Raw genomic sequence first — 21,793 nt, 5'->3', positions numbered from 1 at the left:
ATAGCCTGAATGAATTCAGATGGGCCCTATAGCAGATCAGAAAAATCATTTAATACATTTGTAATTTAGTGATAAACTATTGATTTAAAACACACTATATTTAAGTTACAAATGTATACAAATAATAATTTCAATTATTTACATTTGTATTTTGCATTTGTAAATTATATGAGTTACATTTGTAAAATAATTAAAGGCTTATTTTTATGAGTTTAAATGAAAGAATTTCCAAAATTATAGAGTACTCCAATCTTACCCCTTCAGAGTTTGCTGATGAAATTGATGTACAGCGTTCATCTATTTCACATATTACTTCGGGAAGAAACAAACCGTCTCTTGAGTTTATCATAAAAATAAAATCCCGTTTCCCGGAACTTCTTTGGGACTGGTTGGTTACGGGCGAGGGCGAAATGCTAAAATCTCAACTGCCCGAAACAGAAATTCAAGAAGAACATACTGATGAGGAAAAAATAAAAACAACTCCTCTCCCCGACCTGTTTACCATGATGAACGAGGATGATGAATTCGGAAGTGATGAAGCAGAATCAGAAGCCCCAAAATCAGGCTCCGGAGAATCGTTTATACCGACCCAAGATAAAGCTCCTGAAAAAATATCCGATTCTCAGCGATTAGAAAATTCTGGCGATCAGATGTTAGGACAACTATTTGGTAATCAACAAGGTAAAATAAAACGTATTGTTTTGTTCTACGAAAACGGAAAATTCGAAAGTTTTGAACCCTAAAAAAACCTGATCAAGGAAAATGATCAGGTTAAAAAATATTTGAAGAAGAAAACTAAAGCTATTGCTTTATTTTATTTTTAAAATATTGATGGGGCATCCAGCACATAGCGTTTTATCTTATGATGATCATCTGCTCCCATCGTATGTATTTTACAATTTCGGTTATTGATAAGGGTAATACTGGTGTTTATTGTACTGATGAGATCCTGTCGTATGGCAGAATTATAAAGGTAAATGAAAACATTTTCATACATTAGTTTTTATGGCTCTATCAAATATAAAAATTTAAAATCAAATTAACAATAAAAATAAGATTATTTTAACAGATGATTAATGCAATAGATTATTGTTTTGATTATTACTAATTTCAGATGAAATCTTCAAACCTGGCAGCCCAGGAATTACTATGGATTTTTATTAGAGTTAATTTCAATAAAAAAGACCCGCAAAATTGCGGGCCTGATCATTTATAATAGAACAATATTACTATTGTTTTCTTCTTTCAAGTTCTTTTTTGATCAATCCAAGCTCTCTTCCGGTTTGTCCGGCTACAGAAGTGTTTTCTCGGGCTCTTCTCGTTAAATACGGAACAACATCCTTTACAGGTCCATATGGAAGATATTTGGCCACATTATAGCCCTTGTTTGATAAATAGAAGGTAATATTATCACTCATCCCATAAAGCTGCCCAAAATAAACATGCGGGTTACCATTTTCAAGAGATTTAGCTTTCATCTTATCCATAATCAGCTCTGAAGAGACTTCGTTATGGGTTCCAAAGAATGCTGAAACTTTATCCAAATGATCCATCACAAAGTCGATTCCCGCATTGTAGTTTTTATCTGAAGCATCTTTAGTCGGCTGAATAGGATCTGCATATCCTTTTTCTGCTGCTCTGGCTCTTTCTTTTTCCATATAAGCACCACGAACAATCTTGTAACCGATAAAGTAGTTTTTCTCTCTTGCTCTCTGAAGATTCGCTTCCATATATTCCAGTCTGCCGGTTCTGTACATCTGAATGGTATTCCAAACGATAGGCTTTTCCTGGTTATATTTTTCCATCATCTCTTCACAAAGGTGGTCTGCTGCATCCTGCATCCAGGTTTCTTCGGCATCTACCATTACTTTTTTATCATTTTCGTGGCAAAGACGACATACTTCATCAAATCTTTTCACGACTCTTTCCCATTCTTCTTTCTGACTGGTCGTAAGCTCTGCCCCTTTTCCAACTGCTTCATAAAGATCAATTCTTCCGAAAGCCGTAGGTTTAAATACAATAAAAGGAATCGCCGGGTTTCCCACTGAGAATCTTATAATATCCTTAATCTCTTTGCAGACTGCATCAAAAGTTTCTTCATCTTCTTTCCCTTCAATAGAGTAATCGAAAATACTTCCAACTCCTCTTTTGAACAGCTGCTTCACTACTTTCATACTTTCTTCACGGGTTTCACCGCCACAGAACTGTGCAAATAAAGTGTTTTTTACAATTCCGGTAACGAAAGGAAAGTTGTTGTGTACTGTAAAATTCAGGACAGATGTTCCAAGGCTTGTAAGAGCGGGCTGTTCAATCATTTTAAACATCCAGTAAGCCTTTCTCAATTGTGCATCAGACTTGTCTGCAAATGCAACTTTAGTATCGTTAAAAATGGGCATTCCTATTTATTAAATTTAGTTATGCAAAGGTAATAATAACCTCAGTTTATTTAAAGAATTTTTTTATAATTTATGCTCTATTCCGTTTAAAAGCATCGCAATAATTCCTACAAACACCCAAAATCGTAATATATTCAATGTGAAGAAGTTACTCCTTCTTGAAGCATTGATAAGAAGATAGATACACAGTATCATGATAAAAAGTCCTCCGGCAAAATAATAAGCCATGAATCCGGTAACACCAGTTTTGATGATGATTTTCATAGAAACTGCCATGGTAATCATCAGTAAAGAAGTCAAAATAATTTTCGTGTTCCTGCTTTTAAAATAATTAGGAATTGTGATGTATCCAAACGTTTTATCTACACTTCTGGTAAGGGTATCTTTCACAATATCAATGCATAGTAAGATAAGGAAAAGAAAAACAGCCATCAGGAATACCTTTTTGGAAAAGGTTTCGTAGTATACCATCATTCCAAAGAAAGGATATAAGGTTAGACTGACAAAGGTAAGATTGTTTACAATGAGTATTCTGCTCAGTTTATGGCTGTAAAACCACATAAAGAATTGATAGACTACAAAAAAAACAAAGACATTATGGGAAATCATCCAGGCTACTCCTAAAGAAATAGCACTGAGCACCAGATAAGCGTATAGAAAGTATTTCTGTTTGATAAAGCTCTGAACCCTTGTTCTGAAAGGTTTTACAATATGGTCTTTCTCCAGATCATAAAACTGATTGATGATGCCACCCGCCAGAATGGTAAGAACGGTACAGAAAATAATACCGTGTACTTTGAAATCAAATACGAATTTTCCGAAAGATTCATCCTGATTGAACAGGAAAAAAGTAGAAACATAGAGGGCAAATGTCAACAGAGCAGCTACAAAAAAACGTGCTCCGAGCAAAAAGCCCACGAATTGTGAAAATCTGTAAAATAGAGATTTTGAGAGATAATTTTTAGATTGGAAAGTTTCTTTTTCAGAATTCATTCCAACTTATTTAAAATCTGTAAATCACTTCTTTTTGGAAGCCTTCAAGCATTTTTTCTGCTTTCGCATAGTCTTTGGTAAATCCTAAAATATAGCCTCCACCACCACTTCCGCAGAGTTTTAGATAATAAGCGTTAGAATCCAGACCTTTTTTCCATATCTTAAAAATACTTTCAGGAATCATAGGACGGAAATGTTCATAGGCCCAGTGAGAAAGTTTTTTCAGGTTTCTGAAGAAAGGATTCATGTCTTTTTTAAGGAAAGAATCTATACATGCATTATTGTAACGGATGAACTCTTCTTTCAGGGTTTTACGGAAACCTTCTGTTTTCATTTTTTCAAAGAAAATCTGAATCATGGGTCCTGTCTCTCCTGTAATCCCAGAATCGATCAGGAAAATAGCTCCTCTTCCTTCTTCTCCTTCCGGAATGTCTACCCTGTCTAAGTTTTCTTTATTTTCAATAAGGATTGGCAGGTTCATATAACAGATCAGTGGATCCATCCCTGAACTTTTACCATGGAAATAGCTTTCCATTTCGCCGAAAACAGCTTTTAATTTTTTAAGATTATCTTTTGAGATATTCTCAGGATTGAGTTTGCTGATTGAATATTTTTCAAAAATTGCAGCTACCAAAGCTCCAGAACTTCCCACTCCATATCCCTGAGGAATATTAGAATCAAAGAAAAGTCCTTTTGAAATATCATTTTTGAAGCTCTCAATGTCCAACTTAAAATCGTCGGAAAGATCAAGTGCTGCAAGAAATTCAGAATATTTCTGCAGATGTCTGTTGGAGGTAAGTTCAAATTCAGAACTCAGATCGGAAAATTTTAAGGTTCCCTTATAGAAGCTGTAGGGTACTACAAGCCCTTGGGAATCTTCAATCATTCCATATTCTCCAAACAGAATTATTTTTGCATAAAATAGAGGGTTGGTCATCTTGACAATAAATCTTTTTGCAAAGTTAAAATTATTCGGCTGAATATAAGCAAAACTCAGACCGAAATACAAGTTATTTAAGCTTACTTCATGCTTTCACCTATTAAAGATAAGAAAAAAGCCTGAGAATATCAGGCTTTTACAATAAATTTATTTAGAAATTATTCTTTGATTAACTTTTTGTTGATCGTCTGCTTCTCTGTTTCTATGGTGATCACATAGTTTCCTGTCTGAATTGAGGAAAGATCTACTTCCTGTTTATTTCCTTTTAAAGAAGAATCAGAAATGACCAGTCTTCCTGCTTCATCATAGATTTTATATCCTTTTAGTCTTTCTTTGGAAGAGAGGGTTATCATGTTTTTGGCAGGATTTGGATAAATATTTATTGCATTATTTTTTATATTGATGTCTTCTACTGCTAAGACATTGCAGGAGAAATTCACATTCCAGCCATTTCCTGTAACACCTCCATCTGAAATAAATCTTACCGTTATTGCCCCTGAAGGATCTGTTGATGTAAATGGACCGGGAACCGTACTTCCACTCAGATTATTTCCATTGGTGAATAATGGTGAAGCCGTAGAAGGACCATTATACACATACATAAAATCATAGCCCTGTTCAAGATCGAATGCGGTAAATGTCATGGTCATAGAGGAACCGGAAGTAGGATAAAATGTTTTTATAAGTTCTTCATTATCTTTATATTGACCTGCTGTACCTCCTGTATCTGTAAATTGAGTTCCATCACACCATGCACCATCGGTTAAAAATAGCTGTGATAACTGGAAGGCATTGGGTCCACTGCAATCTGTCCCTGCACTTAGTCTGTAATAAGTAGCTGGCTGAAGATTTGTAAAATTAAAGGACGGCGTATTTGTATTTCCAGCTGATATTACCGTTCCGTTAGTTGTCGCTAATTTATACTTCCATGCCGTTGAAGCTGCATCTGTAAAAGCAGCACTTGCAGAGGTCTGTGTGATATTGTTAATATTAAAATTCGTGATCGATGTAGGACATGATGCTGTACAGTTAGTCCCAAGACATCCTTTGGAATCTACCGTATTTTTGATCAATGTTCCTGGCTGTACACCAAAACCATTAGCAAAATTAATCCCTACACTGCTTACCAAATGGCAGTAACTCATAATAGTTCCTCCGCCGGCAGCAGGAAGGGCAGCATTACATCCTTCATTATTTCCTGATGCGGGTCCACATCCATCAATAGCTGTATTATTTCCGTTCCAAAAGCAAGCATGAGTATGTGGTGAACCTAAATTATGGCCAAGTTCATGGGTCATCGCCTCTATATTCCAAGAATATGTTGGAACATTCTGATAGGTGAAGTTTACACCACAATAAGAATACTTATAATTGGTACATAATGAATTAACATAAGCAATACTTGTTGTAGCAGGATTTCTTAGTAACTGTGCTACGTCTCCATTAAAAGTAGTTCTGGTGGTTCTAAATTGGCTCAGAATTGCACTTGGCGACCCTGCATAAGGATCAGTAGTTGTCCAAACAAAAACCCCGCTTAAAGCGACATTAATATTCTCATTGGCATACAAAGTTGAGACATTATTATGCATAGCAGTCACCCAATCAGTGGTAGTGGTAGTATTGCTTCCATTTTGAGTATAGGGTCCAAAACCTGCTTCATAGTATATTCTTACACAATTATCCGTTTTTTTCTTACTGGTATTGTTAGGATTAAAAACAGGTCTTTGGGTCTTGTTTTCTTTCATTCCGTCTACCTCACAGGCAAATGGATTAGAACCTGTTAATTTAGAATCTGAGTAGCTTACAAAATCTTCAGAATTTTTAGCTTTTCCTACTACTATATTTCCCAATTCGGGTGTAGAAGCAACTCCTACGATATCATTATTAAAAAAGCTAAAAGCTACAATAGAAGCATTATCTCCTTTTACAATTCCCTGATAATAAACTCCTGGTGTATACTCTACTGTTTTGCCTTTGTCTGTAACGACTTTAAAATCGTTGGTTAAGATCTGGTGCCTGTACATTTCAATAGTGATCTGCCTGCCGCCATCAAAAGGAAAAGATATTTCAAGAAAGTCAGGTTTTTCGTTGATTAATCTTTTCAATTCTGCAGGTTTAAGAGACATCACTGTAATGTCTGTTGCAGCGCGTTTGTACTCAGCTTGCTTATCAGGAGCTTTATTTTCTTCAAATAAATTATAGCTTTTAAGCTCAGTTTTAAAATTATGATATTCCAAAACTTTTTGAGCAACAGGTTTTAATTTTTGAGAAAAACCCAGAACGAAACATTGTAAAAAACAAATTAATAGAAACTTTTTCATTATTTTGATAATTTTGTAAATTTTACAAATAAACAAAAAATATCAACATGTAGTGAAAAATTATTACTACATTCTAACATTCTCAACAATTACATAAATAAATTAAATCAAACAGCTATATGAGTGTTTTTTATTCGTTAAAATAAAAAAAGACGTTAAAAATAACGTCTTTTAATTTTTCTATAAAGTTTCTCTGTCTGTCCTCATTTTGACTTTCAGGAACCTGATTAAAACTAATCCTGCAGCGAAGAATATGGTCATTGACAATGCTGCGATACGCATATTGTTGAAATGTTCAATCAATGTTGCAAAGATGAATGTTCCAATGATAATGGCAATTTTCTCCAATACGTCATAGAAACTGAAGTACGTTGTATTTTCCATCGAGTTTTCCGGAAGCAGTTTTGAATACGTAGATCTGGACATCGCCTGAAGCCCTCCCATGACCAAACCTACTACTGCAGCTACTCCATAAAACTGGTATTCTACAGTTGGATTTTCTTTGTTCAGGAAAAAAGCCCAGAGACAAGCTACAATCCATAGTATAATCGCAATTGAAATAACGTTTTTGTTACCAATTCTTTTGGATAATCTCGAGAAAATAACGGCTCCAATGATCGCTTCAATCTGGATTACCAAAAGGGTTCCGATGAGTTTATCCTGAGCCAGGTTGATCTCACTTTTTCCAAATAAGGTTGCCATAAGGAAAATCGTCTGCATTCCTACACTGTAAAAGAAGAAACTTGACAGGAAGAACTTCAGGTTTTTATCTTTAAAAAGTTCTCCTCCCACTTTAAACAGCTCATGGAAACTTTCTTTTGCAATGTCTTTATAAAAGCTCAGATTGTCTTTAAATACTTCAAAGAATCCTCCCTGCTCTTCATGCTTTTTGAAGAGATTCTTATAATTCAGTAGTACAAGATCTTTAGGCAGCTTATCTTTCACATCTCCAAATTGAGGAAGATGCTTGAATGTATATTGGGAGAAACCGAACCACCAGGCTCCTGTCAGTAGGAAACTTATTCGTGTAAATAATAACTGCTGCGCAGCTCCTTTAGCAAAAACCTGAATAAGAACCAAACAAAGTACGACTAACACTACAGAACCAATATATCCGTAAACATATCCTTTTGCAGAAAGCGCATCCTGCCTGTCCGGTGTGGCAATATCGGGAAGGAACGAGTTATAAAACACCAAGCTCCCCCAGAATCCGACACTGGCTGTAATACTGAATAATAGTCCCAGAAATACATTATGCATCCCTGTAAACATGGCCAATCCCATACATGATGTTGCTCCAAGATAACAGAAGAACTGTAGGAAAGATTTTTTGTTTCCGATTGTATCTGCTAAAGAAGATAAAAATGGTGACAATAATACAACAACAAAGAATGATATGGTAAGTGAATATCCATATACCGCATCCGGCTGATATTCTTTTCCAAAAATTTTGATCATATGCCTTACGGGAACATCAATCCATGATTTTGTTTCCGCGATATACTCTTTCTTCTCGTAGGCCGTGGTAAGGATAGAATAATAGATCGGAAAAATAGTAGAGGTAATAACAAGGGAATAAACGGAGTTTGCCCAGTCATATACAGCCCAGGCTTTCATAATCTTCGGATTATTCTTTATGTTTTTAGGGTGTCGATTCTCAGTTTCAGACATTTCAAATAAATATTAGTAGCACAAAAATAGAAAAACCATTAAGAAATGGATAAGTTTTTAAAAAAATTATCGATTCCTTAATGGTAATATATTATAAAACAGAATATTATATGTTCTCAATCACGATAGCAGAAGCCCCGCCACCGCCATTACAGATCGCTGCAGCACCGTATTTTGCATTATTTTGCTTCAATACGTTGATCAATGTAACGATGATTCTTGAACCAGAACTTCCCAGTGGGTGTCCCAAAGCTACCGCTCCTCCGTTTACGTTTACTTTAGCAGCATCTAATCCTAAGATTTTATTGTTTGCCAGTCCTACTACTGAGAAAGCTTCATTGAATTCGAAGAAATCGATATCTGAAACCTCTAATCCTGCTTTTTTAAGAGCGATAGGTAACGCTTTCGCCGGAGCAGTTGTAAAGTTTTCAGGCTCGTGAGCTGCATCAGCATAAGAAACGATTTTTGCCAGAGGCTTTAATCCTAATTCTTCCATTTTTTCTTTTGAAACAAGGATCAATGCAGAAGCTCCGTCATTTAAAGTAGATGCATTAGCTGCTGTTACGGTACCTTCTTCTTTTTTGAATACTGTTGGAAGTGTTGAAATTCTGTCAAAGTTTACTGCTTTGTACTCTTCATCTTCAGCAAAGATTACTGGTTCTCCTTTTCTTTGAGGAATAGAAACCGGTACAATTTCTTCCTTGAATTTACCTTCACTCCAAGCTTTTGCTGATCTTTTGTAAGATTCTACAGCGAAGTTATCCTGATCTTCTCTTGTAATATTATAGTCTACTGCACATTTTTCTGCGCAAACGCCCATATGTACTTTGTTGTATACGTCTGTAAGACCATCTAGCACCATCCCATCAAGCATTTTGATATCGCCTAATTTTGTAGCGACTCTTGCATTGTAATAGTGAGGAACTAAAGACATGTTTTCCATACCTCCTGCAACAATTACTTCTGCATCTCCAGCTTTGATTGCCTGGGCAGCCATTGTTACAGCCTTCATTCCTGAAGCACAAACTTTATTTACTGTAGTAGAAGGTGTATTGATTGAAAGACCTGCTCCTAAAGCTACCTGACGAGCTGGCGCCTGACCTGCTCCTGCCTGAAGAACATTTCCCATATAGATTTCCTGAACAGCATTAGGATCTAAACCGATTTTATCTAATGCTCCTTTTACAGCAGTTGCTCCCAGTTTTGTAGCCGGAACTGTTGATAAGCTTCCCATAAAACTTCCCATAGGTGTTCTTACTGCGGAAACGATGAATACTTCTTTCATGTATATAATTTTTATTTTTAGCCAAAACGGAACATACATTCCATTTTTATAGTTTGAATTTATTTTACTTTTACGTAAACCATATCGAATTGTGTTCCTTCAATTTTAGTATTGACTTTCAAAATATTATCTTGAGTCGCTACTATTTTATTATTGAAGACATCACCAATTTGTGCAGGATCATTTTTATCGGATTTCTCCATAACGATTGCTTTGTAGTTGCAATCATCCACAAAAACCAATGTTGATTTGATAAAGTCTTTTCCATTATTGAAATATTCGGTCTGGACATTGTCTTTAATGGTCATATACCATATTGCTTCCGGGTAATTGGGTCTTACAAATTTACCTTCTTTTATATTGGCACATTTAGCCGGATTATCCGGTTTTTTCTGGTCTGTTGACTGAGCATAAACCTGTGTGGCACTCATCAACAAAATTCCTGCTGAAAATATCTTTAAGAACTTCATTTTTATATTTGTGTGCGGTTATTTACTTTTTTATTTCCTCCTGCAAAAACCATTAGAAAAGCACCTAAAAATTCTACAGCCCAACCCCATTTCAATTTGACAACTCCTGCAAAGGTTTCCTGCCAGGATTTGAAAGGTAAAAAGCTAAAGTATTGTAAAGACTGCATCTTCACAGCGAATAAGGTAAATGCGAATAAAAGGATCAGCAGAATACCAAAAAGCCTTACGATTTTTCCACTGTTATTGACAATTCCAAAAACAGCACATGCGGCAAAGATCCAGCATGCAATAGCCAGATAATGATCGAGTTTCCAATAGTTCCAGTTCCCAATGATGGGTACATGTACCAGAGGTAAAAAACTGCCTATAATCACTAACAGTAATCCTAATAACTGAATATTTTTCATATTTACTAAAGTGCCAAAATACAAAAAAAAACACACTTTTAAAGAGTGTGTTTTAAAAATAGGATTTTCTTGTACAAACGTTCGTTAGTCATAAAAAAACCTTACTATTTTTATCTATTAATTAAAGAAATAATTCATTTATTAATAAATTAAAAATTAACATTTGCTATTTCTATCCCGATCTGTAGTCCATATTTTTTCTTCAGCAAAGCATTGTCATTGAAAGCGGGAGTAAAGTCTTTCTGAACAAACAGATTGAACCCTGCATAGCTGATCCCGATTTTTCCTCCGAAAACAAAATCATTTACCCCATGCATCACTTTTTCTCTTTCAACAATTCTATCGGAAAATTCATTGGAATACTTAGAATAATTTATGCTTCCTACTTTAAAGCCTCCATAAACGCCAAGAATAAGAGATAACTGGTCTTGGTTGTTATCCAGGTATTTTACTCCTTCATATTCTTTATACTTAGGATTTAAAACAAATTTCAGATCTACAGGAACAGTGATATAGGTATTGTAAAGAATACTTTTTTTAAGATTTCCGCGATCAAAATCACCAACGAATACATTGTATTTATCCTGTTTAAATGCCTGACCATACTTTGGGGTAAGCTGGTCTGATCTCACTCCCAATCCGAAACGGTAGAAAAAAGGGCTGGTGTAATTTCCTATCTGATTCCCATACCAAAGTGTCAGCTGCCAGGAATTTATAACACTGTTTTTAATATCGGAATTTTTATTGTAAAAGCCAAAAGGCTCATTTTTTGAGGTTAATCCTGCTCCTCCCATGCTTACAGAGAGTTCAAGTGTTTGTAAATAGTTTTTAGGATTGTTTCTTTTTTTCTTCTCGTTGAGTTTCATATTAAAACCATTCAGCCCCAGCCAGAATTGATCTTTTCTATTCTTTAAGGTATCATCAGATTTAAAAACGGCATCTTTCACCAGTTCTTTAGTTGCTGTCTCAAGATCCTGTTTCTGGGAATCTATTTTTTCATTAATAATCTGTTCATATTTTGAAGCGACTACAGTACGTTGCTTTTGTTTTTCATCGGATGTGATTTTCTTTGCTTTGAAGCTCTTGTCAATCTGATCCAGTTCGATACTCATTTTGCCTTTTTCAGTCATGACAATACTGTCAATTTTTTTGGAATAGATACTGAGGTTGTTCTCAGGAGATTCCTGAGCAAGCCCATAGCTAAAAGCCATAACAGCACCCATTAATATTAGTTTTGTTTTCATATTTCTATTAATTTTAAGACAATATCCGATCTCTGTCCCTATTTTGGGGCAGTTTTTTAAGATAAAAAAATGATTGCTTATTTACTTTCCAGTGAATCAGAAAAAACTGTTACTCCAAAGACCTTAAACGAGTTTGGACTTTTAACCTTAATTTTCGTCATATCCAGAGTTCCGAATTTTCTGATGTCGGTTCTATTTTCTTCCCGTTTCTTTTGAAATTCTCTCCCCTGCAGAAGTTCATCAGCATTGATGTATTCTGTTTTTTTCTTATCTGCTAAAGAAGCTTTATCGGGTACGAGATCAATATTTCTATCTAATACAGGAGCTTTGATCTCATAATCAGAAACTATAATCTGTTCTTCTTTACTGCTGCTGAATCTTTCTTTCTGTACAATTTCTTCCTGTTGATAAGCTTGAGGAATACTTTCATTCTCTTCTCCCCTTTTTTGATTCGTACTGTTTTCCGTTTTTATATTCTCAGCGATATGGATATCCGGATTTTTTGGAAAAAGTTTTTCAATGTTCTTTTTTGCCGGTTTTGCATGAGCTGTTGAATGGATGGTATTGACAGGATGATTTTCATTAAAATAAAGCAATACCCCTACCGAAAACAACAGAATTAATACTGCAGCATATTTCCACCACTGAAAAGCTTTTTTAGGGCCCATAGCAGAGCTCTTTTCTATTTCCAGATCCATTTGCTCCAATTTGCTCCAAAGATCTGCAGAAGGCTTTATTTCAAGCTTTTCGTAATCAGATCTTAACTGTTTCAGGAGTTCTTTTTTCATTTTCTTTTGCTTTTAAAAATTCAGCAAGCCATTTTTTTGCTTTGCTCAACTGGCTTTTGCTTGTTCCTTCAGAAATATTGAGAATATCAGCAATCTCACTGTGCTTTTTGTCTTCAAAGACATAGAGGTTAAAAATCAGTCTATATCCTACCGGCATCTGAGAAAATATTTCTTCAATATTGAGTTCTTCTGGATATTCATGATCTTCTTCACTATAATCATCTGCGATTTCCACATCAGCATAGAGTATATTTTTATTTTTCCGGAGGAAGGAGATAGAATCATTAACAATAATCTTTCTAAGCCAGAACGGAAAGCTTTTCCAGTCTCTGCATTCATCAAGCTTGGTAAAGCATTTCATAAAGGCATTCAGCAGGATATCTTCTGCATCATGAAGATTATTGACATAAGAATTTGCAATGGCCAGCATTTTAGGAGAAAACATCTCGTAAAGAGCTTTCTGCCCTCTCCGGTCTTGTTTTTTAGCCAATAAAAAATTCTCTTCGATGTTCTTCATGGATCTGTTTCTATCTATAAGACAGCATATTTTATAAAAGGTTGCCTGAAAATAAAAAAAAATTGCATTTTTTTTTCAAAAATGCAATTTAATATCTTAATAAATGTAAGTTTCGATTAATGTTTTACAGATGAAACATCTTCCGGGTTATGTTTATGTTTAAATAATAAAGCAAAGAATATCGCTAATACTAACGAATAGATGGCGAAAGAAAGCCATATCTGCTGCCAGTCTTTTACCATCACCACAGAAGAAAGGGTTCCGTCTGAGTTAACAGCAGCATTGAAACTATTTTTCAGAATTTCCAGGAAAGTAGGATTATCAGGGGAAGTTTCCAGATAAGTAGACAGATCTGAAGCCGTCGTAAACTTGTGTGTAAAGAACTTATCTATTGCCCAACCTGCAATATAACTTCCAAAAACAGCTCCAAAACCGTTGGTCATCATCATAAATAACCCTTGAGCTGAAGAACGTATTTTTTTATCAGTCGTTGTTTCTACGAAAAGTGATCCAGAGATATTAAAGAAATCAAAAGCCATTCCGTATACAATACATGAAAGAATGATCAATGAAAGCCCGAATCCGTCCGGAACACCATAAGCAAAGAATCCAAATCTTAGAACCCATGCCAGCATTGACATCAGCATTACTTTTTTGATTCCGAATTTCTTCAGAAAGAAAGGAATTGCCAAAATAAATAAGGTTTCTGAAACCTGGGAAATGGACATGATAATGGTAGATCTCTGTACTACAAACGAATCTGCATATTTTGGAAAATGAGCAAATTCACTTAAGAAAACGTCTCCGTATGCATTGGTAAGCTGAAGTGCAGCTCCCAAAAGCATGGAAAACAGAAAGAACAATGCCATTTTATAGTTCCCAAAAAGCTTGAATGCATTCAATCCTAATTGTTCGGATAATGGCGAATTTTTATCAATAAGCTTTTGCGGCGGACATTTTGGTAATGTAAGTGCATAAATTCCTAAGAATATCGCGATGGCTCCTCCAATATAAAATTGTCCTTCTGTAGCTTTGTTTCCACTAAGGTTTGTAATCCACATGGCAACAATAAAACCAATAGTTCCCCATACACGAATTGGTGGGAAGTCTTTTACAACATCCAGATTATTATTTTTCAGGATCGTATAAGAAATTGAGTTGGCAAGTGCTATCGTAGGCATATAAAAACACATCGCCAGAAGCATTACCGAAAAGAAAGAATTCGGATCTGTAGAATGAGGTAATATGAAAAGAGTAACCCCATACAGAATGTGTAATACTGAAAATATACGCTCCGCATTGATCCAGCGGTCAGCGATAATCCCAGTAATGGTAGGCATAAAGATGGAAGCAATTCCCATTGTTCCGAAAACAGCTCCAAACTGAGTTCCTTCCCAATGTTTTGTGCCAAACCAAAAGTTTGCCATCGTAATCAGCCATGCTCCCCAAACGAAAAACTGGAGAAAACTGAGGATGGTCAGTCGTAATTTTAAATTCATAATTTATATAAAAAGTATCTCTTTAGTCAATTTTCTTTTTCCTCCTCTTGATTTCTTCCTGAATTTCAAGGGCAGTATCATAATCTTCTTCTTTCACGGCATCTTCTAATAATTTCTGAAGTTCCTCCATAGAAAGAGATGTTAAATTATCTTCTGTCTGTACAGTTTCTGAGAAAGGTTGTTCTTCTTTTGAAACATCTTCCAGTTCCAATAAAATCCCAGCCTCGTTCAGGACCTGCTGAGTGGTAAATATAGGTGCATCAAATCTTACAGCCATTGCAACTGCATCAGAGGTTCTGGCATCAAGGATTAATTCTTCTTCGTTTGCTTTATTCTTAAAGTTGATATTTGAAAAGAATACTCCGTCTACAATCTGATAGATAACAACAGAAACCAATTCATAATTGGCAGAAACTATAAATTTTGTAAATAAATCATGAGTAAGAGGACGCGGCGGATGGATGTCTTTTTCCAATCCTAGAGAGATGGATTGGGCTTCGAAATTTCCTATAACAACAGGTAATTTTATGTGTGTTTCTTCATGCTCCAATAACAATGCGTAAGCCCCCGATTGCGTCTGGCTGTACGATATTCCGCGAATAATTAGCTGCTTATAATCCATAGCTACAAATATAGATTAATTTTTTATTGTGATTTCACTTTTTTACGCAAAAATAAAAGCCCGGAAAGCCGAGCTTTTATTGGTATAGTAAAGAATTGTAAATGGTCAATAATGAATTACTTTACCGATGAATCATTAAAAATTGACAAGCAAAGCGGGTTGACTATTTACAATTGACTCTTATCCTTTTATTGCTTTAATTTTCTCTGTTAATGCAGGAATAATCTGGAAAGCATCTCCTACTACTCCGTAATCAGCAGATTTGAAGAATGGTGCTTCAGCATCGCTATTGATGACTACAATCGTTTTTGAAGAGTTTACCCCAGCAAGGTGCTGAATTGCCCCTGAAATCCCTACAGCGATGTAAAGATTCGGTGAAATTGCTTTACCTGTTTGTCCTACGTGCTCTGTGTGAGGTCTCCATCCGATATCAGAAACTGGCTTAGAACATGCTGTAGCAGCTCCTAAAACGTTTGCTAAATCTTCGATCATACCCCAGTTTTCAGGTCCTTTCAATCCTCTACCAGCAGAAACAACAATTTCAGCTTCTTTAAGGTCTAATTTTCCTGAACTCTGCTCGTGAGAAATCACTTTAGTATCCTCATTGGCTACTGATAAGTTTTTTACTTCTTCTGAACCTGATACTGCATTTTCTTTAACACCGAAAGCGTTTTGAGAAACTGTAACAATTACTCCGTTTCCTTCAGCTTTTGCATGCATGAATCCTTTTCCAGAGAATGCTCTTCTCTTTACCTGAAAAGGTGAAAGGCTTTCTGGAGCTTCTAACACGTTAGTGATTAAAGAATAATTCTTCATTACAGCAAGCATTGGAGCGATTGAAGAAGCATCCGTTGTATGAGGGAAAACGATGATGTTTCCGTCTACCACTTCATTTACAGCCTGTGCGAATGCTTTTGCTGAGAAATTTTTAAGACCTTCGTCTTTGATATTGATAACGTTTGATGCTCCATATTTATATAATAAATCTGAAGAATCTGTTGGGTTTACAGAGATTGCCGTAACGGTATCTCCTGCTTTGTCAGCAACAGCTTTAGCGTAAGAAACTGCTTCGAAAGCTGCTTTTTTGTAAACTCCGTTTATATTTTCTGCGTATACGAATACTGCCATTTTTTTAAATTTAAAAATTAAAAGACTGAAAAATTTAAAGAATCAATGATTAGATTACTTTAGCTTCCTCGTGAAGTAATCTTACCAATTCATCCAGATTGTCAGGAGAAACCATTTTCACAGCTGCTCTTGCAGGCACACTGTCATAAGATACTCCCTGAACTTTTACTTCTGAAGAAGTAGGCTCTACTACCTGTAGAGGTTTTGTTCTTGCAGACATAATCCCTCTCATATTCGGGATGATAAGGTCTTTTTCATCTACCAATCCTTTCTGACCTGCAATAATTGCTGGTAATTTTACAGAAATAGTTTCTTTTCCTCCTTCAATTTCTCTTACTGCAGTAGCTTCACTTCCGTTGACGTCTAATCCTACTGAAGCGTTTACGAAAGGCTGGTTCAATAGCTGAGCTACCATTCCCGGAACAGAACCTCCGTTATAGTCGATTGATTCTTTTCCGCAAAGGATAAGGTCATATCCTCCATTTTGAGCTACAGCTGCAATTTCTTTTGCTGTAGAATAGCTATCTTTTGGATCAAGATTTACTCTTACAGCATCGTTAGCACCAATTGCTAAAGCTTTTCTGATCACAGGTTCTGTAGCAGCATCCCCTACGTTGATTACTGTTACTGTTGCTCCCTGAGATTCCTGAAGTTTAACCGCTTTTGTCAACGCAAATTCATCTAACGGATTGATTACCCATTGAATTCCGTTTTTGTCGAAAGCAGACTTATCTGCTGTAAAGTTAATTTTGGAAGTAGTATCCGGAACACTACTAATACAAACTAATATTTTCATGTGTACTATTTTATTTTTTCCCTTTAATGCATAAAATCATGACAGTTTATGCAGAGATTTTGTTTGAATTAATTTTTGCTAATATAAATAAAAAATATATTATGCATGCATAATACTTATTAAATTATTATTCAATACATTAGATGTAGTTACTTAGCTGGTTTTGTTGCCCTAAACTCTATTTTACTTGGCAAAACTCGTGGATTCATCTTTAAAATGTCCAATATAAGATTCCCCATATCTTCCGGCTGAATCTTCCAACTGTCTTTTTCTGACGGAATATTTCCATTAAAATGAGTGGCTACAGAACCCGGCATAATCACCGTGGACTTAATATTATATTTTCTTAAATCGATCATGGCCGCTTGTGTGAAACCTACCACTCCGAATTTCGAAGCATTGTAGCCGGTTCCGTTTTCAAAGAAGTTGGCACCCGCCAGGCTTGAGATGGTAATATAATAGCCTTCGGTCTTTTTTAATTCTTCTACAGAGGCTTTTAAGGTATAAAAAACACCGGTCAGATTCGTTTCTATCATATCATTCCATTCTTCTGCAGTCAGTTCATCTACGGGTTTAAAAATACCCAGTCCTGCATTCGCAATGATATAATCCAGTCTTCCGAATTTTTCTACTGTATATTTTACAGCTTCCTGCTCGCTTTCCAGGCTTCTTACATCAGAAACGATTCCCAAAACATTTTCTGAATATTGTTTAAGCTCTTCTTCCGCCTTCATTACATCTTCTCTTTTTCTTCCTGAAAATGCTACTGAGATCCCATTTTCAAGTAAAATTTTAGCAATCCCGAAACCAATACCTTTGGTTCCTCCTGTTATATAAGCTGTTTTATTTTCTGACATATGCTTCAAAATTTTAATGCTCTAAAATAACAAAAACGCTCCAATTGGAGCGTTTTGCTGATCCTAAGATTTATCAGGAATTATTTTTTAATGAATTTCTCTGTAAAGTTTCTTCCGTCTGTTTCTACATTCAGTAAATAGGCTCCAGAAGATAAGTTTCTTACATTTACCTGGTCACCATTCAATGTTACATCTACTCTTTTTCCTGACATGTCATACACTTCAACATGTTTTATCTTGTTAGGAGTTGTGATTTTTATAAATTCAGTTGCCGGGTTTGGATAGATGGTTAGTTTCACATCATTTTTAACCGCATCTTTTGTAGACAATGATGCTTCATTATTAATTTTGATATTATCGATATAAGCAGAACCTCCATAATTATCGTGTACAAAATCCATCCTGTTAATATTACTGTTACTATAAGGCTGTCCTGTATAGATAAGAGTATCATTCAGGTAATATTGGATTCCGTTAGCTGTAGAAACTACTTTAACTCTGTACCATGTGTTCGCATTCCAGGTCTGAGTGGTATCTACTAAATTTGCTGAACCTGCAGTAGCAACTAAAATTTTCCCATCATAAGAAAAATTGATGTAGGTAACAATACTTCCTGCTCCTGCCGTACTCACTGTTCTGAATACAAAATCTGAAGTTGATGTATTTTTTTGGGTAAGTCTTACATCAAATGATTGTGTAAAGCTATTATACGTTAATGGTGCAGTAAAGGTATAAAAACCACCTATTACAGGACTCTGCTGTGGACCAAAAAGTGGATCTGGTGTTATTTTAAAACTATTTGAGCCCTGAGTTGCCATTTCAGCCGATACCAACTGGCTTGTTATATAAGTCGGCGGTACTTCCCCATCACTGGTTGATATCCAACCCTGCTGCCCGTTGATATTACCTGCTGTAAATCCCTCACTGGCTTCAAAAGAAATAGTCTGTTGAGCAAAAGATGATATTGAAATCAACGAAATTGCGAAAATGTAAAGCTTCTTCATGATATTTATTTGTTTTGAGCAAATATATGTTTTTTAATTAAAAAAGCCAAACAGGTTAATATTTTACACTTAATACCTAATTAACATAATATATTTTAATCAAAACGAATAAAGATATTAAACCTACAGGAAAGTTGGATTTCCAAAAAACCATCTATAAATAAAACAATACACTGAAAAACAGACCTATTTTCATATCAATAAAATAATTTACCTAATAATCACTTTTTCCGTAAAATTTCTTCCTTCTGTTTTTATATTTACGAAATATATACCTGCTGATAAGCCTCCTACATCTATTCTGTTGTTATTTATTTCAGTCTTCACAAGCCTTGTGGAAGCGTCATACATCTCTACAATTTTCACTTTGCGGGCAGAATTAATATGTATAAAATCAGTTGCAGGATTAGGATAAAGAGATATTTCTTTAGCATTTATCTTAGAATCTTTAACTCCCATTACCTGTAGTTCACTATTCACTTTAATATTATCAATATAAGCAGATCCTAATGCATTATTGTGTACAAAACGCAGTTGATTGATATTGAGCGAAGAAGCAGGTAATCCTGTATAAATTAAAATATCATTAACGTAATACCTGACATCCGTGGCTGTTCCCACGACCTTAAACCTATACCAGGTATTTGGCAGCCAGCTTGAAGGGATAGAAATCAAATCCTGTATGCCAGACGCGGTATTCAGAATTTTCATCAATCCCATTTTGTCAAAATCCAATCTTACAACATACTGATCATCAATATTGCTCACCCCTTGAAAACCAAAATCAGAACCGTTAAGCTGCGATATATTAATATCAAATGATACCGAAAAGTTATTGAAGGGAAGAGGTACAGATAAATTATAAAAGCCTCCGATGATGGGTTCAGACTGGGTTCCGTAGACATTTTCTTTGACAATTCTCAGGGAACTGCTTCCATCACTGGCTTTATCTAGAGTGATGATCTGATTGGTCACATTTTCCGGCATTCCTCCTGTAGGGGTACTGATCCACCCTGCTTGTCCGTTGATATTTCCAACACTGAATCCTTCATTAGATTCAAAAGATACAGTTTGTTGGGCTAAAATGCACACTGAACAAATCATAAATGCAATTGAGTAGTATTTTTTCATGGTAAATCAAGTTTTGTATTAAAAATATAAACTTTCCACGAATGGTGAAATAACTTATTGCAAATAAAAAATAACCGTTTTATTTTCAGGGATTTAATTTTCAAATTCCTGAAAATAAAAGCTTAAAAGCCTATTATTTGATTCAAAAAAGCAAAAAAATAAGGCATTTCTTTGCAGAAATACCTTACCCTATTTTATTTTTATTGAATTATTTTGAATAATTTTCAAAAAACAATGGAATACTTTCAATTCCTTTATAGAAATTAAATAATCCATAATGCTCGTTTGGAGAGTGAATCGCATCAGAATCCAACCCAAAGCCCATCAATACAGACTTAGCTCCTAAAACCTGCTCAAACATGGCTGTAATCGGAATACTTCCTCCTCCTCTGTAAGGAAGAACTTCTTTTCCGAATGCTGATTCCATAGCCTGTTTTGCCGCAGCAAATTCTTTAGTATCCGTTGGTAAAACATAAGGCATTCCTCCGTGGTGAGGTGTTACTTTAATTTTTACTGTATCCGGAGCGATCTTTTCGAAATATTTCGTGAATTTCTCTGTGATCTCCTGAGGAGTCTGGTAAGGAACCAAACGCATTGAAATTTTGGCAAATGCTTTTGAAGGAATTACCGTTTTCGCGCCTTCTCCTGTGTAACCACCCCAGATCCCGTTGCAGTCTAACGTAGGACGGATAGACGTTCTTTCTAAGGTTGTATATCCTTTCTCCCCTTCAATATTGCTTAATCCGATTGATTTTTTGAATTCCTCCGGATTATCTTTCAATTTGTTCATTTCAGCTCTTTCTGCATCTGAAACCGTATCTACATTATCATAGAACCCATCAATGGTAATATGACCGTTTTCATCAATCAGATTAGCAATCATTCTTGAAAGAACGTGAATAGGGTTTGGAACGGCTCCTCCGTAAAGACCTGAGTGCAGGTCTCTGTTTGGACCTTCCACTTCTACTTCTACATAACTTAAACCTCTTAATCCTGTGGTAACAGTCGGTTGTTCGTTGCTGTAAATATGAGTATCGGAAATTAAGATACAGTCGCAAGCTAATTTCTCTTTATTTTCATTTACCCATTCTCCTAAGCTTACAGACCCTACTTCTTCTTCTCCTTCCAGAATAAACTTAACATTACAAGGAAGAGCATTGGTTTTCATCATGGCTTCGAAAGCCTTCAAATGCATAAAGAACTGTCCTTTGTCATCTGCAGAACCTCTGGCAAAAATGGCTCCTTCAGGGTGAAGTTCAGTTTTCTCAATATAAGGCTCAAAAGGTGGTTTTGTCCATAGTTCCAATGGATCAGCCGGCTGAACATCATAATGTCCATATACCAATACTGTAGGTAAGCTTTTATCTAAAATCTTTTCTCCGAAAACAATTGGATACCCTTTTGTCTGGCAAATTTCAACATTGTCAGCGCCTGCATTTTTAAGGTATGCTGCCACTACATCTGCACATTTCAAAACGTCATCTTTATACGCAGGATCTGCAGAAATAGAAGGAATTCTCAATAACTCAAATAATTCATCCACGAAACGCTGTTTGTTTTCGTTAATGTAATTTAATGTCTCTTGCATTGTAAAATTTTATTTTGTTAAAATTAAAAAAAATGCCCGGCAGGACCAAGCAAAAATGCAGGATTTTCTGAACCTTATGCTAATGAGCCCTATAGCCATCTTTTTCATAAAAAATGCCCTGCAGAAACAGGGCACT

At 35.5% G+C, this 21,793-nt stretch carries 20 protein-coding genes; 1 reads left to right on the top strand and 19 read right to left on the bottom strand.

The genetic code is table 11. The annotated features are described in order from the left end of the window. The first annotated feature begins 206 nt into the window (after window positions 1-206). Entirely contained in the window at window positions 207-743 is a 537-nt protein-coding gene (locus AC07UM_RS15995; protein WP_494684085.1) for a helix-turn-helix domain-containing protein, read from the top strand. A gap of 486 nt (window positions 744-1,229) precedes the next feature. Here the strand turns inward: AC07UM_RS15995 and AC07UM_RS15990 are convergent, their stop codons facing one another. The 19 genes from AC07UM_RS15990 to AC07UM_RS15900 form a co-directional block, all read right to left on the bottom strand. Beyond that, window positions 1,230-2,396: a proline dehydrogenase family protein gene (locus AC07UM_RS15990; protein WP_494684084.1), complete on the bottom strand. Its 1,167-nt coding sequence runs from the start codon at window positions 2,394-2,396 to the stop codon at window positions 1,230-1,232. 63 nt (window positions 2,397-2,459) lie between these two features. Then, a complete protein-coding gene (locus tag AC07UM_RS15985; protein ID WP_494684083.1) occupies window positions 2,460-3,389 on the bottom strand; it encodes a UbiA family prenyltransferase in 930 nt (309 codons plus the stop codon). Between the two features lie 10 nt (window positions 3,390-3,399). Continuing rightward, the gene (locus tag AC07UM_RS15980) at window positions 3,400-4,326 is read right to left on the bottom strand and encodes a mevalonate kinase family protein (RefSeq protein WP_494684082.1); all 927 of its coding nucleotides are present in this window, start codon (window positions 4,324-4,326) and stop codon (window positions 3,400-3,402) included. Between the two features lie 161 nt (window positions 4,327-4,487). Continuing rightward, entirely contained in the window at window positions 4,488-6,650 is a 2,163-nt protein-coding gene (locus tag AC07UM_RS15975; protein WP_494684081.1) for a M12 family metallo-peptidase, read from the bottom strand. 180 nt (window positions 6,651-6,830) lie between these two features. Then, the gene (locus AC07UM_RS15970; RefSeq protein WP_494684080.1) at window positions 6,831-8,321 is read right to left on the bottom strand and encodes an MFS transporter; all 1,491 of its coding nucleotides are present in this window, start codon (window positions 8,319-8,321) and stop codon (window positions 6,831-6,833) included. A 106-nt stretch (window positions 8,322-8,427) separates the two neighbouring features. After that, window positions 8,428-9,606, bottom strand: coding sequence for an acetyl-CoA C-acyltransferase (locus tag AC07UM_RS15965; RefSeq protein WP_494684079.1), 1,179 nt, complete (start codon window positions 9,604-9,606; stop codon window positions 8,428-8,430). 59 nt (window positions 9,607-9,665) lie between these two features. Beyond that, entirely contained in the window at window positions 9,666-10,076 is a 411-nt protein-coding gene (locus AC07UM_RS15960; protein ID WP_494684078.1) for a hypothetical protein, read from the bottom strand. A gap of 2 nt (window positions 10,077-10,078) precedes the next feature. Then, window positions 10,079-10,483, bottom strand: a complete 405-nt coding sequence (locus tag AC07UM_RS15955; protein ID WP_494684077.1) for a hypothetical protein — start codon at window positions 10,481-10,483, stop codon at window positions 10,079-10,081. A 149-nt stretch (window positions 10,484-10,632) separates the two neighbouring features. After that, window positions 10,633-11,727, bottom strand: a complete 1,095-nt coding sequence (locus tag AC07UM_RS15950) for a hypothetical protein (protein WP_494684076.1) — start codon at window positions 11,725-11,727, stop codon at window positions 10,633-10,635. A gap of 77 nt (window positions 11,728-11,804) precedes the next feature. After that, a complete protein-coding gene (locus tag AC07UM_RS15945) occupies window positions 11,805-12,515 on the bottom strand; it encodes a hypothetical protein (protein ID WP_494684075.1) in 711 nt (236 codons plus the stop codon). Then, on the bottom strand, window positions 12,481-13,032 hold the full coding sequence (locus AC07UM_RS15940; RefSeq protein WP_494684074.1) for an RNA polymerase sigma factor: 552 nt from the start codon (window positions 13,030-13,032) through the stop codon (window positions 12,481-12,483). Before AC07UM_RS15940 ends, AC07UM_RS15945 begins: the two co-directional genes overlap by 35 nt. Window positions 13,033-13,148: 116 nt before the next feature. Beyond that, window positions 13,149-14,531 (bottom strand): nucleoside permease, encoded by a 1,383-nt coding sequence (locus AC07UM_RS15935; protein ID WP_494684073.1) that lies wholly within the window; start codon window positions 14,529-14,531, stop codon window positions 13,149-13,151. Window positions 14,532-14,553: 22 nt separating this feature from the next. After that, entirely contained in the window at window positions 14,554-15,153 is a 600-nt protein-coding gene (locus AC07UM_RS15930; RefSeq protein ID WP_103232814.1) for a bifunctional nuclease family protein, read from the bottom strand. Between the two features lie 180 nt (window positions 15,154-15,333). Beyond that, window positions 15,334-16,281 carry an electron transfer flavoprotein subunit alpha/FixB family protein gene (locus tag AC07UM_RS15925; RefSeq protein WP_494684072.1) on the bottom strand — a complete coding sequence of 316 codons (948 nt, stop codon included), beginning with the start codon at window positions 16,279-16,281 and terminating at the stop codon, window positions 15,334-15,336. 49 nt (window positions 16,282-16,330) lie between these two features. Then, window positions 16,331-17,077 (bottom strand): electron transfer flavoprotein subunit beta/FixA family protein, encoded by a 747-nt coding sequence (locus tag AC07UM_RS15920; RefSeq protein WP_103232816.1) that lies wholly within the window; start codon window positions 17,075-17,077, stop codon window positions 16,331-16,333. 149 nt (window positions 17,078-17,226) lie between these two features. Then, window positions 17,227-17,934, bottom strand: coding sequence for an SDR family oxidoreductase (locus AC07UM_RS15915; RefSeq protein WP_047374432.1), 708 nt, complete (start codon window positions 17,932-17,934; stop codon window positions 17,227-17,229). 80 nt (window positions 17,935-18,014) lie between these two features. After that, entirely contained in the window at window positions 18,015-18,938 is a 924-nt protein-coding gene (locus AC07UM_RS15910) for a T9SS type A sorting domain-containing protein (protein WP_494684071.1), read from the bottom strand. A gap of 210 nt (window positions 18,939-19,148) precedes the next feature. Continuing rightward, a complete protein-coding gene (locus tag AC07UM_RS15905) occupies window positions 19,149-20,069 on the bottom strand; it encodes a T9SS type A sorting domain-containing protein (RefSeq protein WP_494684070.1) in 921 nt (306 codons plus the stop codon). A 208-nt stretch (window positions 20,070-20,277) separates the two neighbouring features. Then, on the bottom strand, window positions 20,278-21,657 hold the full coding sequence (locus tag AC07UM_RS15900; RefSeq protein ID WP_494684069.1) for a dipeptidase: 1,380 nt from the start codon (window positions 21,655-21,657) through the stop codon (window positions 20,278-20,280). Window positions 21,658-21,793: the final 136 nt, after the last annotated feature.

The organism is Chryseobacterium sp. GW821-FHT04C04 (genome assembly GCF_059420365.1).
The sequence above is the reverse complement of the archived record's forward strand: the minus strand, read 5'-3'. Positions and strand labels throughout refer to the sequence as shown.